Genomic DNA, 16,516 nt, shown 5'->3' on the forward strand with positions numbered 1-16,516 from the left:
TCTCCGCATGAGATTTGGTTGCTGCGGAGATCAAACCGGGACTGAGGCCTCTCCGCGCTGCAACCAAGGGCGGATGCCTGCGCGGTTTGGAAATTCTTGGTCCGAATACGGCCTATAACTTCGGGATATAGTCACATACCCCGTGAGGTGAGGAAGATTTTTTCCTAATTAGAAGAACGATCTACAGTATTTCGTATGCGCCGCAGAGTTATTCTTTGACGGCATGTCACGAAACTGTTCCCGGACTTTATTGCACCTGGCCCCGGCGACCTGCCTGAAACCGGAGTTATACCGGAGGAACAGCATCCGAATGCTGGTTCGGGATCGACTATTGGACCTTACACCGCCGACCAGGGCATTTCTGTGACGCGGAGGCTGCCGCGCTTGGTAATCGTATCGGCTTTCCCAGGCGTGGTCCCCAACAGCTTTGAAGCCCGCCTCCGCCGCCCGAGAGGGTCGTGCCCAACCCGCCGGCGCTATCCCGGTCAAACGTCCAAATTCTCCACTGACAACGCGTTATCTTGGATGAATTCTCGCCGGGGTTCGACCACGTCGCCCATCAGTTTCGTGAAGACGTCATCGGCCTCTGTCACGTCTTCGACCTTGACCTGCAACAGCGTCCGCGCTTCGGGGTCCAGCGTCGTCTCCCACAGTTGGTCAGGGTTCATCTCACCCAGACCCTTATAGCGCTGCAGGCTCAGACCCTTCTCACCCTCGGCCAGGATCGCTTCGAGCAGGCCGATGGGGCCGTGCACGATGGTTTCCCGGTCTTTCCGGCTCAGACGCGCTGGGTCGCGGTAGACGTCGCGCGTCTCGGCCGACACCTGGGCCAGCTTGCGCGCCTCGCCGGACCGCAGGACAGCGCCGTCCAGGGTGCGGACCTCTTCGACGCCGCGCAGAACACGGGCCAGTTTGATGCCATGGTCCTGGGTGATCCGGCCTTGCCAGCCACGCTCGTATTCGACGGCCACCTGATCCAAACGCGCCGCCACGCTGTCGGCCAAGCCTTGCAGGTCGGCGTCCGCTTGACCGGCCTCGAAGGCCCCGGCGAGGGCCGCCTGTTCAAGAATATGGCGCGGGTAGTGGGTCGGGAACGCACCAAGGATACGCTTGAACACCCGCGCGGCCTGTACCACGCGGTCCAGGTCCTGGCCCGCGATTTCCTCGCCCGAGGGCAGACGCAGGACCGCGCCGTCGATGCCCATCTGTACCAGGTAATCCTCCAACGCGGTCTGGTCCTTGAGATAGACCTCGGACTTGCCCCGTGCGACTTTGAACAGCGGTGGCTGCGCGATGTAGAGGTGCCCGGCCTCGATGATTTCGGGCATCTGTCGATAGAAGAACGTGAGCAGCAGGGTGCGGATATGCGCGCCGTCCACGTCGGCATCCGTCATGATGACGATCTTGTGGTAGCGCAGCTTGTCCAGGTTGAACTCGTCCCGCCCAATGCCGGTGCCCATGGCGGTGATGAGCGTTCCGATTTCCTGGCTCGACAGCATCCGGTCGAAGCGGGCCCGTTCCACATTCAGGATCTTGCCGCGCAGGGGTAGGACGGCCTGGTTGGACCGCGCGCGCCCTTGTTTGGCGGAGCCACCGGCGCTGTCGCCTTCCACGAGGAACAGCTCCGCCTTGGAGGCGTCCTTTTCCTGGCAATCGGCCAGCTTGCCAGGCAGGGAGGCGACATCCATGGCCGTCTTGCGGCGCGTCAACTCGCGGGCCTTGCGCGCGGCCTCGCGGGCCAGGGCGGCCTCGATGATCTTGGAGACGACCTGGCGCGCGATCTGGGGGTTTTCCTCGAACCACTCGGCCAGCTTTTCGTTGACCAGGTTTTCGACCGCCGGGCGCACCTCCGAGGAGACCAGCTTGTCTTTCGTCTGGCTGGAGAACTTCGGGTCCGGCACCTTGACCGACAGCACGCAGGTGAGACCTTCGCGCGCATCGTCGCCGGTGAAGGAGACCTTTTCCTTCTTCGCGATGCCCGAGGACTGCGCATAGAGGTTGATCGTCCGCGTCAGCGCGCCACGCAGGCCCGCCATGTGGGTGCCGCCGTCGCGCTGGGGGATGTTGTTGGTGAAGGGCAGCACCATTTCGTTGAAGCTGTCGTTCCACCACATGGCGACTTCGACGCCGATGCCGTCGCGCTCGCCTTCCATATAGATCGGCTCGTCCATGACGGCGGTCTTGGAGCGGTCGAGGTATTTCACAAACTCGCGTACACCGCCTTCGTAGAACAACTCAGTGCGGAGCGCTTCGGCGGGGCGTTCATCCTCTAGGATGATGCGGACGCCGGAGTTGAGGAAGGCCAATTCTCGCAAGCGAGTCTCAAGGGTTTTGAAGATGTAGTCCAGGTTGGAGAAGGTGTCGGTCGAGGCCATGAACCGGACCTCGGTCCCTGTCTCGGTGGTGTCGCCGACGACGCTCAGATGCTCGGCGGTTTCACCCCGCTCGAACCGGGCCACATGCTCCTTGCCATCGCGCCAGATGCGCAGCTCCAGCCAATCAGAGAGCGCGTTCACAACCGAGACGCCCACGCCGTGCAAACCGCCCGAGACCTTGTAGGAGTTGGAGTCGAATTTCCCGCCTGCGTGCAATTGGGTCATGATGACCTCGGCGGCGGACACTCCCTCTTCTTCATGGATGCCCACGGGAATTCCGCGCCCGTTATCCCGGACAGAGACGCTGGAATCCGCATGGATCTTGACGCTGACTTCGGTGGCGTGACCGGCCAAAGCCTCGTCGATTCCGTTGTCCACGACCTCATAGACCATGTGGTGCAAACCGCTGCCATCGTCTGTGTCGCCGATGTACATGCCGGGCCGTTTACGAACGGCTTCCAAGCCTTTGAGAACCTTGATGGAATCGGCGCCGTAGTCTTCGGGCGTCGGGGCTTGCTCGGCCATGTGTTTTTATCCCCTTGTCTATACGCAAGATATACCGATCCGAGGGGGGAATGTCACGGGGGCGCCACTATATTTGGTGGTCTTTGACGCAGGCTAGGTGGCCTCCTCTACGGTGCTCTCGCCACCCGCCTCCGTGACCCTCAGATGGTGGGCAGATGTGCCCAGTTCCGCGAAGAGTTCCGGACCGGTTCCGGTCAGAAAAGCCTGCCCACCGAGCGCCTTGAGTTCGTCGTAGAGCGCGGCGCGTCGGCCCGCGTCCAGGTGGGCCGCGACCTCGTCCAGCAGAAGGATTGGCGCGTGCCCCGTTTCGTCCCGCAGGGCGCGCGCATTGGCCAGAATGAGCGAGATCAGCAGGGCCTTTTGCTCGCCCGTGGAACAGAGCCGCGCCTCCATATCCTTGGCGGCATAGGTGCCGATCAGATCGGCGCGGTGGGGGCCGACTAGCGTGCGCCCGGCCGCCATGTCGCGGGGACGGCTGTCTGCGAAGGCCGTGCGCAGATCCTCTTCGGTTGCTGGCGCGCCCTCATCGGAGAGGCGCAGGGCGGCGGCGGGGAAGGGGCCATCAGACGGTTGGGCTGCGGTCAGGCGGGACAGGGCATCCGCCCGCCGCGCGCCGATACTCGCCCCCGCTTCGGCCATCTGCGCCTCCAGCGCGCCGTACCAATGGGCGTCCCGCACGCCGTCGCGCAGCAGGCGGTTGCGATCCCGCATGGCCTTTTCATAACGCAGAACGCCCTCGGCATGGTCGGGCAGGAAACTGAGCACGATGCGGTCCAGAAAGCGTCTTCGCCCCTCGGCCCCCTCAAGCCACAGACGGTCCATGGCCGGCACCAGCCAGACCACGCGCAGAAGCCGAGCCAACGCCACCTGGGGGGCGTTCTTGTCATCTATGCGGGTCGTGCGTGGCTGTCTTGGCTCCGCGCGCAATTCGACGTCGTGATGGGGGGTCAGAGCCGCTGTGATACGCCACCCGATGGCTTCGGGGCGGCGGATGATTTCTTCGGCGGCAGCCCGGCGCATACCGCGGCCAGGCGACAACAGGGACACCGCCTCCAAAAGGTTGGTCTTCCCTGCGCCATTCGGCCCGTGGATCGCGACGATCCGCCCATCGAATGCCAGATGGGTGCGGCGGTGCGATCGGAAGTGCGACAGAGACAGCGTCGCGACGCGCGGGCTGTCAGACACGCATCGGCATGACGACGTAGATGGCGCTCTGGTCGTCGCCCTCGCGCATCAGGGTCGGATCGCCTGCGTTGTTGAACATGAATACCGCGTTCTCGCGGTCCACCTGACCGGCGATTTCCTGCAGGTACTTGGCGTTAAAGCCGATTTCCAACCGCTCATCGCCATAGGCCACGGCGAGTTCTTCCTCGGCGTTGCCCGAATCCGGTGAGTTTACGGAGAGGGTCAGGCGATCCTCGTCCAAGGCGAGTTTCACAGCGCGCGACCGCTCCGACGACACCGTGGCGACGCGGTCCACGGCCTTCGCGAAATCGGCGGCGTCCACCTCCAGCTTGCGGGTGTTGCCCATGGGGATCACGCGCGCGTAGTCGGGAAAGGTGCCGTCGATGACCTTGGAGGTCAGCGTGATCTGGGGCGTGGCAAAGCGGATCTTGGTCTCGGAGACGGAGACAGCAATCACTGCATCGTCGTCGTCGAGCAGCTTGCGCAATTCGCCCACGGTTTTGCGGGGAACGATGACGCCAGGCATGTCCTCCAGGCCCTCGGGCAGGGGGGCATCGACACGGGCCAAGCGGTGACCATCGGTGGCGACACAGCGCAGCTTGCGTCCGTCATCTCCCTCGGCCACGTGCATATAGACGCCATTCAAATAATAACGCGTTTCTTCGGTCGAGATGGCGAAACGGGTCTTGTCGAACAGACGCCGCAGGACCGGCGCGGGACAGGAAAAGTTCGCGTCATAATCCGAGGTCGCCATGACCGGAAAGTCTTCGCGCCCGAGGGTCGCAAGCTGGAAATGGGACCGACCGGCACGGACCTGAAGGCGGCCTTGGGTCTGATCCTCTTCAACCTGGACCAAGGCGCCGTCGGGCAGTTTGCGGACGATCTCGTGAAAGAGGACCGCGTTGACCGTGGTGCCGCCCGCCCGTTCGACCTGGGCGGCGGTCTTGTCGATCACCTCAATATCCAGGTCGGTCGCCTTGAACGACACGTCGGAGCCATCCGCGGACATCAACACATTGGCGAGGATCGGGATCGTGTTCCGCCGCTCCACAACGGATTGCGCCTGGCTAACCGCCTTGAGCAGGTCGGCGCGTTCAATGGAGAATTTCATGGCTCACACCTCACCTTCGCGGAGGCGCAGAATATACGCCCCGCGTCGTTCCGCAATGGCAGACGTCAGCTTTCCAGCTTGCGCTGCAAAAGCTCCGCATCTTCGGCGATCTGAGGCTCGGCAGCGATCAGTTCTTCGATCTTGCGCACAGCATAGAGGACCGTGGTGTGATCCTTGCCACCGAACTTGCGCCCGATCTCTGGATAGCTGCGCGGTGTCAGCTTCTTGGACAGGTACATCGCCATCTGTCGGGGGCGCGCAACACTGCGCGAGCGCCGGGCGGATGTCATGTCGGACATGCGCAAGTTATAGTGTTCGCAGGTCTTTTTCATGATCTCATCGATGGTCAACTTGCGCTCGGATTGGCGCAGCAAGTCGGCGAGAACATCTTGGGCTTCGTCTAGGGTGACCCGACGTTGGATCAGGTCGGCATAGGCAAACAGACGGGTGACAGCCCCTTCGAGTACGCGGATGGAGGTGCTGATCCGGCCCGCTAGGAACTCCAGGACGCCATCGGCCACTTCGAAGTTCGGGTGACGGGCGCTGAAGCTGTCCACCCGTTGCTGTAACACGCCCAGCCGCAGTTCATAATCGGCTGGGTGCAGATCCACGACCAGGCCCGATTGCAGGCGCGACGTGATCCGTTCTTCCAGGTCGCTGATCTGGGCGGGGCTCCGGTCTGCGGAAATCACCACCTGCTTGCCCTGATCCACCAGGGCATTGAAGGTATGGAAGAATTCTTCCTGTGTGCTTTCCTTGCCCGCGATGAACTGCACGTCATCCACCAAGAGCACATCGACGGTGCGGAACAAGTGCTTGAAGTCCATGGTGTTCTTTTCACGCAGGGCCTGCACGAAACGGTACATGAACTGTTCGGCGGACAGGAACATCACGCGGCACTCGGGGCGGCTTTCGGCCAATTCCCACGCGATGGCCTGCATCAGGTGCGTTTTCCCGAGGCCAACACCGCCGTGGAGGAACAGGGGGTTAAACGACACGCTGTCCCCGGTCGCCACCCGGCGGGCGGCGGCATGGGCGAGTTCGTTGGATTTGCCGACCACGAAGCTGTCGAAGGTAAAGCGCTTATCCAGCGCGTTTTCGCTGCGTACCTGGGCGTGTTGGGCGCGGGGCGCCGCAGCAGTGGCCGGTGTCGCGGAGCACAGGAGACGCGTGACCGGGTCACCGGCTGCTGACACGTGGCGCAAGATCACTTCGGAAAAGTTCTGGCCAACCCATTTCCCAATGAAGTCGGTCGGCGACCCCAGATGCAGCGTCCCATCGTCGATCTGTTGGAACGTGAGCGGTTCGATCCAGGCCTTGTAATTATGCGCACCAACCTCGTCGCTGATCCCGCGTTTCGCGGCAGCCCATGTCCCATCGGTCATTGTGTCTCGGCCCTATCCGTCTCTTATCGTTGTTGTTTCAGGACTGACGCCACGCCAATCCCCGGGCCTTCCAACCGTTCAGGCCCCCCCGCTTCTCCTCAGCGTCCAGATCGCCCTCGAACCCCTCGGCGACGTTGATGCAGGGAACGTGATGCCCCCTCTCATCAAGCGCTGACGCGACGGCCTGAGCCGCGTCTAAAGAACGTGCGCCGGAGCGACACAGGAACAAAAACGCGGACGGCAAAGGCCGCGCTTGCTCCAGCAGCGCCCCGACAAACGTCGGGTTCTGAGACATGCCTGGCCATGACTTCCATTCAAGACGAATGGCATCACGACCAAGGGCCGATAAATCGGGTCCCCCAACGAAGGTCCACTCCGGCTGGGTCCGAACATCGACAAGGACGGCTGCGGTGTCGGCAGACAAGATTTCCCAAGCTCTCTGAGGGTGTACCTCAGAGACCAACGGCTCCGCATCCGTGCCCATTCATTATCCCCATGTGCGATCTGACTCGCTGAGCAAGGTGATAGCTTTTGGAGCCTGGGGCCTTCAACGACTCTTCGAACTTGACTCCGTCCGGGACTGCCAAGAATCTGTCACACGGATGATAAGATCTAGAATTAATTCATAAAAAAAGCCCGCGCAGTGGCGGGCTTTCGAATCTCTTGACTGTGTTTTCACTGCGTAGGCAGCAAACCAGAATCAGGCGCCCATGGCCTTCACGCGGCCTGCCAGACGGGACATTTTGCGGGCTGCTGTGTTCTTGTGGAACACGCCTTTGGTCACGCCACGCATCAACTCGGGCTGGGCGGCTTTCAGCGCAGCGGCGGCGGCGGTTTGGTCGCCGGAGGCGATGGCCTCTTCCACGGCGCGCAAGAACGTGCGGATGCGCGAGCGGCGGGCTTTGTTGACGGCAAAGCGACGCTCGTTCTGGCGGGCGCGCTTTTTGGCTTGGGGCGAATTGGCCATGTGATTGGTCCTTTCGGGACGGTCTGTTTCGTACATTCGCGTGCAAACCACCGACCCTCGGCAACGGTCAAAACCGTCACGGATCCAATCCGGCCAGAGCGGGCCTCACACGCATGATGGGCTGCGCATACGCCCAAGGTGCGGGCGGGTCAAGCGCAGGGGCCGGAGTCGATATCGAGCCACGCCGTTGACAGGGCGCCATCCCGCCCCCTAGACGCACCGGCAGGAGTTCAACCATGCCGCTTTGTCAGTCACACGATAATGCCGTCGTCCGTTTCGCCTTCTCGCGCAACGGTTTGTCGGATGGTGACCGTCAGGCGCGCAACAGGTGGCTCATCCGACAGGTGTGCAACCGGTAGATCCGGTCACCACACTGAGACGGACCCAAGCCGCCCCCACCATCGGAGGCGGCTTTTTTTGTGCCGCTTGGCACCCTTCCCCCAGGAGAAACCCAATGGAGATCGAGATCAGAACACTGGCCGACGTGACGCCTCACTTGCCGCAGGATGCAGGCCTCTTCGTCGCGCACCGCGAAGGCTACAGCTTCGTGGACTACAGCTATGTCACGGATGGCACATTTGCCAATTCAGTGGCGCAGCAATGCCGGGGCCTGAAGTTCGACGAAGATGGCCGTCTGATCGCGCGTCCGTTCCACAAGTTTTTCAACATTGGGGAGCGGGAAGATCCGTCGGAGGTCGATTGGTCCGGACCCCATGTCGTTATGGATAAGCTAGATGGGTCGATGGTCCATCCGGCGCAAATCGGTGGGAAACTGGTCTTGATGACGCGGAAAGGCCTGTCCGCTCAGGCTCGTGCGGCAGAGGCATGGGCGTCTGACGGCGTTTGGGCGCTGTCTGCGGCCCTTCTGGCGGCAGGGCGGACACCGATCTTTGAGTACACGGCGCCCGACAATCAGATCGTGATCAACTACCCGTCTCCGGCGCTGACCCTGCTGGCGGTCCGGGACACTGTGTCGGGACGCTACGCGCCCATTGAAGAGCTGCGCGACCTGGCGGCGACCTGGGCCGTGCCGGTGGTTCAGGTGTTCGAACCGATCAAGGACATTCGGGCCTTCATCCGCGATGGGCGTGCCCTAGAGGGGCAGGAGGGCCGGGTCGTCGCCTTTGCCGATGGCACCCGCTACAAATTGAAGGCGGATGCCTATGTTTTGCGGCACCGGGCGTTGGCTGGCTTGGCCCATGAAAAGGACCTCATGCGGCTTATCGCGGAAGACGGGTTAGACGATGTTCTTCCCTTGCTTCCGCCGGATGTCGCGGCGCGGGCACATGCGTATCGCAATGGGTTGATGGCGCGGTTGCATGTTCTGCAACGTGAGGTTCAGGCCTTTGTAGAGACGGTGACCGACCTGGACAGGCGGCAAGCGGCTGAGCGCATCACGGCGAACCTTGAGCCGAGGCTGCGCAAGATCGCCTTTATGATGTTGGACGGCAAAGACCCTTGGGAAAGCGTTCTGGTACTGCTTGCCTCCGCAGGGCGTTCGTCCACACAGGTGGATGCGATGCGCGATCTGCTCTTGACGGAATGGACAGGTATCCCGGTCGGGACGGACGCCTAGCAAAGGTGCGGGACGCTCTCGGGTGTCCCGCACTCCCTCTTATTTATCGCGGAACTGGGGTTCGCGCTTTTCGACAAAGGCCGACATGCCCTCGGCCCGGTCTTCGGTGGCGAAGAGCGCGTGGAACATCCGCTTTTCGAACAGAAGGCCCTCGGACAGCCCGACCTCTTGGCTGCGGTTGACGGCCTCTTTGACGGCGGTGGCGGTAATCATCGACTTTTCGGCGATCTTGGCTGCCGCCGACATCGCCTCATCCATCAGTTTTTTGGCGGGCACCACGCGGCTGACCAGACCAGAGCGCTCCGCCTCTTCGGCGTCCATGAAACGGCCTGTCAGGTGCATGTCCATGGATTTGGCCTTGCCCACGGCGCGGGTCAGGCGCTGGGTCCCACCGATGCCAGCCACCACGCCCAGGTTGATCTCGGGTTGGCCGAATTTGGCGGTATCGGCGGCGATGATGAAATCGCACATCATCGCCAACTCACAGCCGCCGCCCAGGGCATAGCCCGCCACGGCGGCGATGATCGGCTTGCGGACCCGCAGGATCGCATCGGTCTCGGGCCCAAACAGGTCGCCCATGAAGACGTCGACGAAATTCTTCTCTGACATCTCGCGAATGTCTGCCCCGGCGGCAAAGGCCTTGTCCGAGCCGGTCAGCACGATGCAGCGCACCTTATCGTTGCCCTGGGCCTGGCCCATGGCCTTCGCCAATTCGGTCAGCAGTTTGGAGTTCAGCGCATTGAGCGCATCGGGACGGTTCAGCTTGATGACGGCGACATGGTTGGTCACGTCGACGTTCAAAGTTTCATAGCCCATGACACGCTCCGCAGGTTGGTCGGGTCCCCTTGCCTGCCCCCGAAAGCGCGCAGGTTCAAGTCACCTCACCCGGCGCCCCGGGGTCACTGCGCAATTGTTGAGCAGTTGCTGTGACTTTCGCCCCTCACCTTTGGCAGATGACGCAATGAAAACTGGACCGTCCGGCCTGAACCGTCCGCCGAATCGTTCCGCCGCACCCGTCCGTGGGGCAGGGGGTGCCTTCGCGGTCGTAGACACGGAAGGTGTGTTGAAAGTAGCCAAGCTCTCCGTCCGCCTGCCGATGGTCGCGCAAGGAGGAGCCGCCCGCCTCAATCGCCTCGCCCAAGACATCGCGGATAATCGGCACCAGGCTGCGCACCCGAGGCGACGCGATGCGCCCGGCCTTGCGCAGGGGGGAGATGCCCGCCCGGTGCAGCGCCTCGCAGACGTAGATATTGCCGAGGCCCGCGACGATGCGCTGGTCCAGCAGAGCCGATTTCACGGGGGTGTTCCGACCCGCGAAGGCGGCAACCAGATAGTCCTCGTTGAACCCATTGCCCAAAGGCTCCGGCCCCATGCGGACGAAATGTCGGCTGGTCTCTAGGGCGTCAGTGGCCACAAGATCCATAAATCCGAACCGCCGCGCGTCATTGAACGTCACGCGATGGGTCCCGGTGTGAAACACCACATGGTCATGCCGCGGCAGCCAGGCGGGGTCGCGGTGGAACTGCCCCAAGCGGGTATCGTCCACAACCATCCGGCCCGACATCCCCAAGTGCACGATCAGCGTCTCGCCCCGGTCCAGATGGGCCAGCAGATACTTCGACCGCCGTCCCAACGCCGTAATCGTCGCCCCGGTCAGCCGCGCGGACATGTCTGTGGGAAACGGCCAACGGAGGTCTGGACGGTTCACATCGACCTGTGTCAGACGCGCGCCCTCTAGCGCGGGGGCGAGGCCGCGCCGCACGGTCTCCACTTCTGGCAGTTCAGGCATAGCCCCTCGCGTTGCAGGCAGGCGCGTGCGCCCTATAAGTCATCCAGACACATGAGGACACGGGCGACATGACGCAAGAGACCGGCCGCACCACCCATTTCGGGTTCGAAGACATCCCAGAGGAGGAAAAGGCCGGCCGAGTGCACGGTGTCTTCACCTCGGTCGCGTCCAAGTACGATGTGATGAACGACGCCATGTCGCTGGGCATCCACCGTATCTGGAAGGATGCGATGATGGACTGGCTTGCCCCGCGCGCCGATCAGCGTCTGCTGGATGTGGCCGGTGGCACGGGCGACATTGCCTTTCGGTTTCTGGACCGTGCGCCGGGGGCCAGTGCGGTGGTCTGCGACATGACCGAGGGAATGCTGGTCGCGGGTCGTGAGCGGGCGGAGGCGGCCTCCCAAGCGGAGCATCTCGATTGGGTCGTGGGCGATGCCATGGCTTTGCCATTCGAGAGCAACACGTTCGACGTCTACACCATCAGCTTTGGCATTCGGAACGTGACCCGGATTCATGAGGCCCTGTCAGAGGCGTTCCGCGTCTTGCGCCCGGGTGGGCGGCTCATGGTGTTGGAGTTCAGCCAGCTCCCCAATCCGCTGATGCAAAAGGCCTATGACCTGTATTCCTTCAACGTGATCCCGCCCATGGGCCAGGCGATCACAGGGGACCGGGACAGTTATCAATATCTGGTCGAATCGATCCGGCAGTTCCCTGATCAGGACCGGTTCGCGGGCATGATCGTGGATGCGGGGTTCGAGAACGTGAAATACCGCAATTTGTCCATGGGGATTGCCGCGCTCCATTCCGGCTGGAAGCTGTGAGCGCACCGTGAGGGGACCCCATAACATCTGGCGGCTGGTGCGGACCGCCGGGACCTTTGAGAAGACTGGCGCCATGGATGTGGTGCTGGACCAGCTGAACGCGCCGCGCGAGGTGCGCATCGTCGCGCGTGTTCTGGGCTGGCCATTCCGGTGGCTCGGCTACGAAGGCGACCCGGGGTTGCCTCCTGTCACGCGGGCGATCACGGCGCTGGGGCCGAGCTACATCAAGCTTGGCCAAATCCTATCGACGCGCCCCGATTTTGTGGGTGGGGATTTGGCGCTGCAATTGCGTGTGCTGCAAGACAAGTTGCCGCCGTTTCCCACGGATCAAGCGCGCGAGATGATCGAGCGGGATTTGGAAATTCCGGTGGACAGGCTGTTCTCGGAATTCTCAGAGCCTGTCGCCGCTGCCTCCATCGCCCAAGTGCACCAGGCGCGGCTGGCCTCCGACCACCGCAAGGTTGCGGTCAAGGTGCTGCGCCCTGGAATCGCGAAGGCCTTTTCCAAGGATATCGACGCCTTTTACCTGGGCGCCCGCGTGCTAGAGATGCTGTCGCCTGCGGCCCGGCGGCTGCGGCCCATGGATGTGATCGCCCATTTCGACGAAACCGTTCAGCAAGAGCTAGACCTGCGGACCGAGGCCGCTGCCGCCGGTGAGTTCAAGGCCAATACGGCGCGCGATGAAGGATTTACGGTGCCGGGCGTCGAATGGACGCTGTCCGGCCGGGCGGTGATGACGCTGGATTGGGCCGAAGGGGTCCAGATGGCGGACCTGGAAGCGATGGATGCCGCCGGGGTCGACCGTGCCGCGCTGGCGGATCGCGTGCTGCAAATGTTTCTGCGCCACGCCCTGCGCGATGGCTATTTTCATGCCGATATGCACCAGGGCAACCTGAAGGTGGCGCCGTCGGGGGATATCATCGCGCTGGATTTCGGGATCATGGGGCGCCTCGATGAATACACGCGCCGCGTTTACGCTCAGATCCTGATGGGGTTCATCCGCAAGGACTACCGTCGCGTGGCCGAGCTGCATTTCGAGGCCGGATATGTGCCTGCTGACCGCGATGTGGACCTCTTCGCCCAGGCATTGCGGTCCGTCGGAGAACCGATCTTTGGCATGGATGCCTCTCGCATCTCCATGGGACGGCTGTTGGCCTATCTGTTCGAAGTGACGGAACGGTTTGGGATGGAGACCCGGACGGAGTTGTTGCTGCTCCAACGGACGATGGTCGTGGTTGAGGGCGTCGCCCGAACCCTGAACCCCCATATGAATATTTGGGAAGCGGCCCGCCCCGAGGTCGAACGCTACATCCGCGAGAACCTGGGGCCACAGGCGGCGGTCCGTGACCTGTATCGCACGGCGCAGGTGCTGTCGCGCTTTGGGCCGCATCTGCCCGAAGCTGTGGATGCCGCTTTGAAACGCCGCGTCCAGGCGGAGCCGTCACGCGCCGATGGCTCGCGGTGGATTGGCCCCGCGTGGTTTTTGGCGGGTGTCGCGGCCACCGGGATGGGCGCAGCGATTGCCCATTGGGCCGGTGTATGAACCCACATCGACCGTTTTGCTCATCTGTGTAGGTTATCCGAAGATGTGGTGATTGGAGGTGTCCGCTGATGTCTCCGTACCGGGGGGTGTTTTTGGTCATGCTGTGGGTCCAGTCACGTAGACGTCCTGGGATGCTGAGTGGCTGCCTGCGCGGCGGGAGGTTTGTCCTGCATGGCCGGGGTTAGGCGATGCTCCGGTTACCGTCCGGCATATCATCGCCCAAACTTGCAGCGCGTGCTGGCACTTCGGTCGCGCCGATCTGTTATGCCGCGATGTTCTCATCGACCTGTAAGCACTCGGTTAGTGAACATCAGAGCCCCATTGCATCCCTGTTGTTCTCGCCTGGTTGGCTCAAAGCGATTGTTGGATCGTTGTCTGAGGCTCCTCTGAACCACCATCTTCGGCCTGAGACTGCCGTTCGAAGACCAATCACTTTCGATCTCATGCAGGGGCGCGGACGGCCTCCATCTCCGAGAGTGGAAGGGAAACCGCGCCTGGCAGGATGAGCCGGGTGCCATCTGGACCCAATGTTACCTCCTTCACCTTCCCGTAGTGTCCGACGGCCCGCTCCCCCAGATCTTGGGCACCCGCATAGGCGGCGGTTTTCAAGGTATAAACACCGTCCGGAAGCGTGCCACCGCGCCCATCGCCGCCAGACCATTCCAAGGTCTGCGTGGTGGGATCAATCGGCCTGCGCAAAACCTCGGTCCCGCTGGGATCATAGGCCACCAACTCGGCGCGGTCGGCCGCTAAGGGGATATCCAGCAGCAACGGCGTGGCCGCGCCATTGACCACAACGGCGCCCGTATGGCGGACCTCAAGTCCGATCAAGTCCGCTGCCGACGCGCTGTCTTGCTGCCCCTGTCCAGCGATCAATTCCGACAGGAGTTCGTTGGTTCGTACCGATTGTTCCACGCTGGAAAACTGCGCCAACTGGGCCGCGTATTCCGTCCCGTCGGTCGGTTCCAGGGGGTCCTGGTTCTCGATTTGAGCGGTCAGCAACTTCAGAAAAGTGTCCAGGTCAGAGCTAAGCGCCTGTCGCGATTGTGCTTCCTGACTTGGGGGGCTGGTCGAGGCTTGCGTGACGGAGGTGATGTCCATGGGTCTTCCTAAAAACTGAGGTCGAGGCGCCCGGTAGCGCGATCAAGACTGGTTGGGGCAGGCATCGGTGACGAGTCGGTCGCGGCCTCTGAGGTGGGTGGCGCGTCGCCGTCGCTATGGCTTTGTTGTCCATGGGCCCGTGCGTTGCCGCCCGATGTCCCGATGTCGACGGAGTCCAAGACGACCCCATCTGCTTGAAGGCTCCGCTGTAGACCGTCGATGTGCCGCCGGACGAGGTCTAACGTCTCGGGCCGTTCGGCAGTCACAATGAGACTGAGCCCCACATCCGTTGATCGCAGGATCAGTTTCAGCCGTCCAAGTTCCGCTGGGGCTAATTCGATCTGTGTTTGGTGGTCCCCCTCGGTAGCTTGCAGGCGACGTACATCCGCGCCCGCCGCCTGCTGCAAGTCCACCAGAGTCTGCACCTGATGCCGGAGGGCTTGGGCGAGATTTGTGCCATCCAACGTCATGATCGGTGGGAGCGGCTGCGCCGAGGCGACTGACTGATTGGCAGCGCCGGACAGGAGCGTCTCGGTCGTGGCGGTCAACATGTCTGGCCTCGCCGCCGCCGTGTCGGGTTTTGGAGCGGAACCGGTCCCGCCATAGGGCAGGGGTGGCGCGGCAGAGGAATCCGGAGCGACGTTTCTAGCCGTGGGAGCAGCAACATGTTGCGGGACGAGTCCGTCCCGTTGTTTGGGAGCCGTCGGGGTATCGTTGGTATCAAGCATCCGTTCCAACGCTGTGACCCGATCAGAGATACCTCTCGCTTGTGGAGGACTTACGTCCCGTGGCGACGCGCTGTCGTTTGACGGTGACGGTGCTGCCTGGGCTGCTGTGGGAGGACCTTCGGGCGCCGCGCGTTGCGCATCTTGGATCCCAAGGTTTTGTTGCCCCATTTTGACGTCCAATGACGGAGCAGGAGCCTGGCCAGTTGCGGTCGGCGGACGGTCTTGCACGGGCCCTGCTTGGAGCGTTCGCAGCAGATCTGATGATTGTCGTACGGTCGCCGGCGCCGTCCCTGTCGGTACGGTCTCCCCCGGATAAATCTGACGCGTGGCAGGTATCGGCGGACCGTCTCCGGCTGCGGTTGGCGTTGGCATTTGACGGGCGGTAGCAACCGATTGCGCCGGTAATGGAGGAAGATTCTTTTGGGCGGGCGCGTCATCTGGCGGGAGGGCAGTTTTGTGAGTACCCGGCGCGCTGTTCTGGGTTTGGGGCACGACGGGTTGAATGGAGGAATGCCTTGAAGCCTTTCGCCCGATCATCGGGTCAACCGGCATTTGGGGATCTGTCCTCACATTGGTTGACTTTGTTTCCACAGAGTTCTGCGGCGGCACGTCACTTTGGCGCTCGGATTGATGTGCTGGGGCAGAGGTTGCCTTAGCGTTCCCGTCGTTCGTCCGTGCGGCTACTCCTTGGTGTGGCTGTTCCGTCGGCATGCCGTTGTTTTGAAATCCGCTGTTTGCGGATTGAGTCGCAATGTCGATCGGCTGCGCCGAAGGGGTCAGAGGTTGATCCGCCTGCGGTATAGATTGGGTGGGCGCTCTCGTGGGCGCTAGATCATTCTGTGTGATGGTTGTGCGCCATGGGTGCCGGGCATTCGTTAGTGGCGGCAAATCGACAGTAGTTGGCGTCCCCATTGGTTCATGGCGCTTGGATACAGGTATCGCGGGCTGAAGGTTCGGAGTCATGCCCGAATATGATGCGCCGCGTGTCATCGGCGCCGGAGGGCCATCTGGGATTGGTCTTGAGACACGTTCGCCCGCACCAGCATCGCCCGTAACGTGTTTTGGTCCGTGGCGGCTGAGCACATCCTTGGGCGAGCCGTCCGCGGCTACGAATTTGGTGGGCGCGAAAAATGCCGGTGCGGATTGGGGCGAATCGGTCCGTGCGGACGAAGACGCACCGGTTTCGGCGGATGGCCATGCGACTGCTGTCGCGGATGTCGGTGCGAAGGGTGGCGCGTGCCCGGCAGCGGCATCGGCTGGCGCGCTCTGCAGTCCCGGCAGTCCGTCGGGCGGCGATACTTCAGTTCTGTAGGGTAACGGACGGTCAGGGTTCGAGGTGGCCGTTGAAACACTCGCTGTAACCAGGTTGCTTTGGTCGAAATCGTTCCATGCAGTCGTGGTCTCAGAACC

Annotated in this window: 13 protein-coding genes; 3 read left to right on the forward strand and 10 right to left on the reverse strand. The window is 62.5% G+C overall.

Features of this window, described 5'->3' with window-relative positions:
* Positions 1 to 485: 485 nt before the first annotated feature.
* The 6 genes from gyrB to rpsT all read right to left on the reverse strand — a co-directional run bounded on the left by gyrB (position 486) and on the right by rpsT (position 7,548).
* Positions 486 to 2,900, reverse strand: coding sequence for a DNA topoisomerase (ATP-hydrolyzing) subunit B (gene gyrB, locus K5R33_RS16150; RefSeq protein ID WP_220750117.1), 2,415 nt, complete (start codon positions 2,898 to 2,900; stop codon positions 486 to 488).
* Positions 2,901 to 2,993: 93 nt separating this feature from the next.
* Positions 2,994 to 4,085 (reverse strand): DNA replication/repair protein RecF, encoded by a 1,092-nt coding sequence (gene recF, locus K5R33_RS16155; RefSeq protein WP_220750118.1) that lies wholly within the window; start codon positions 4,083 to 4,085, stop codon positions 2,994 to 2,996.
* Positions 4,078 to 5,196 (reverse strand): DNA polymerase III subunit beta, encoded by a 1,119-nt coding sequence (gene dnaN / locus K5R33_RS16160; protein WP_220750119.1) that lies wholly within the window; start codon positions 5,194 to 5,196, stop codon positions 4,078 to 4,080. The genes recF and dnaN overlap by 8 nt, the downstream gene beginning before the upstream one ends.
* A gap of 65 nt (positions 5,197 to 5,261) precedes the next feature.
* A complete protein-coding gene (gene dnaA / locus K5R33_RS16165) occupies positions 5,262 to 6,581 on the reverse strand; it encodes a chromosomal replication initiator protein DnaA (protein ID WP_220750120.1) in 1,320 nt (439 codons plus the stop codon).
* 37 nt (positions 6,582 to 6,618) lie between these two features.
* The gene (locus tag K5R33_RS16170) at positions 6,619 to 7,065 is read right to left on the reverse strand and encodes a rhodanese-like domain-containing protein (protein ID WP_220750121.1); all 447 of its coding nucleotides are present in this window, start codon (positions 7,063 to 7,065) and stop codon (positions 6,619 to 6,621) included.
* 216 nt (positions 7,066 to 7,281) lie between these two features.
* Positions 7,282 to 7,548, reverse strand: a complete 267-nt coding sequence (rpsT, locus tag K5R33_RS16175; RefSeq protein ID WP_220750122.1) for a 30S ribosomal protein S20 — start codon at positions 7,546 to 7,548, stop codon at positions 7,282 to 7,284.
* Positions 7,549 to 8,002: 454 nt separating this feature from the next.
* On the opposite strand from rpsT, the gene K5R33_RS16180 reads away from it, so the two are divergent.
* Positions 8,003 to 9,124, forward strand: a complete 1,122-nt coding sequence (locus K5R33_RS16180; protein WP_220750123.1) for an RNA ligase — start codon at positions 8,003 to 8,005, stop codon at positions 9,122 to 9,124.
* Positions 9,125 to 9,163: 39 nt separating this feature from the next.
* Here K5R33_RS16180 and K5R33_RS16185 read toward each other — a convergent pair whose 3' ends face one another.
* On the reverse strand, positions 9,164 to 9,940 hold the full coding sequence (locus K5R33_RS16185) for an enoyl-CoA hydratase (RefSeq protein WP_220750124.1): 777 nt from the start codon (positions 9,938 to 9,940) through the stop codon (positions 9,164 to 9,166).
* Between the two features lie 124 nt (positions 9,941 to 10,064).
* Entirely contained in the window at positions 10,065 to 10,913 is an 849-nt protein-coding gene (gene mutM / locus K5R33_RS16190; protein ID WP_220750125.1) for a bifunctional DNA-formamidopyrimidine glycosylase/DNA-(apurinic or apyrimidinic site) lyase, read from the reverse strand.
* Between the two features lie 68 nt (positions 10,914 to 10,981).
* On the opposite strand from mutM, the gene ubiE reads away from it, so the two are divergent.
* Positions 10,982 to 11,734: a bifunctional demethylmenaquinone methyltransferase/2-methoxy-6-polyprenyl-1,4-benzoquinol methylase UbiE gene (ubiE, locus tag K5R33_RS16195; RefSeq protein WP_220750126.1), complete on the forward strand. Its 753-nt coding sequence runs from the start codon at positions 10,982 to 10,984 to the stop codon at positions 11,732 to 11,734.
* A gap of 7 nt (positions 11,735 to 11,741) precedes the next feature.
* Positions 11,742 to 13,277 carry a 2-polyprenylphenol 6-hydroxylase gene (gene ubiB, locus K5R33_RS16200; protein WP_220750127.1) on the forward strand — a complete coding sequence of 512 codons (1,536 nt, stop codon included), beginning with the start codon at positions 11,742 to 11,744 and terminating at the stop codon, positions 13,275 to 13,277.
* A gap of 441 nt (positions 13,278 to 13,718) precedes the next feature.
* Here ubiB and K5R33_RS16205 read toward each other — a convergent pair whose 3' ends face one another.
* The gene (locus K5R33_RS16205; RefSeq protein WP_220750128.1) at positions 13,719 to 14,378 is read right to left on the reverse strand and encodes a flagellar hook capping FlgD N-terminal domain-containing protein; all 660 of its coding nucleotides are present in this window, start codon (positions 14,376 to 14,378) and stop codon (positions 13,719 to 13,721) included.
* Positions 14,379 to 14,386: 8 nt separating this feature from the next.
* A complete protein-coding gene (locus tag K5R33_RS16210) occupies positions 14,387 to 14,929 on the reverse strand; it encodes a flagellar hook-length control protein FliK (protein WP_220750129.1) in 543 nt (180 codons plus the stop codon).
* Positions 14,930 to 16,516: the final 1,587 nt, after the last annotated feature.

The sequence above is a fragment of the Jannaschia pagri genome (assembly GCF_019655435.1).
Taxonomy (GTDB): domain Bacteria; phylum Pseudomonadota; class Alphaproteobacteria; order Rhodobacterales; family Rhodobacteraceae; genus Jannaschia; species Jannaschia pagri.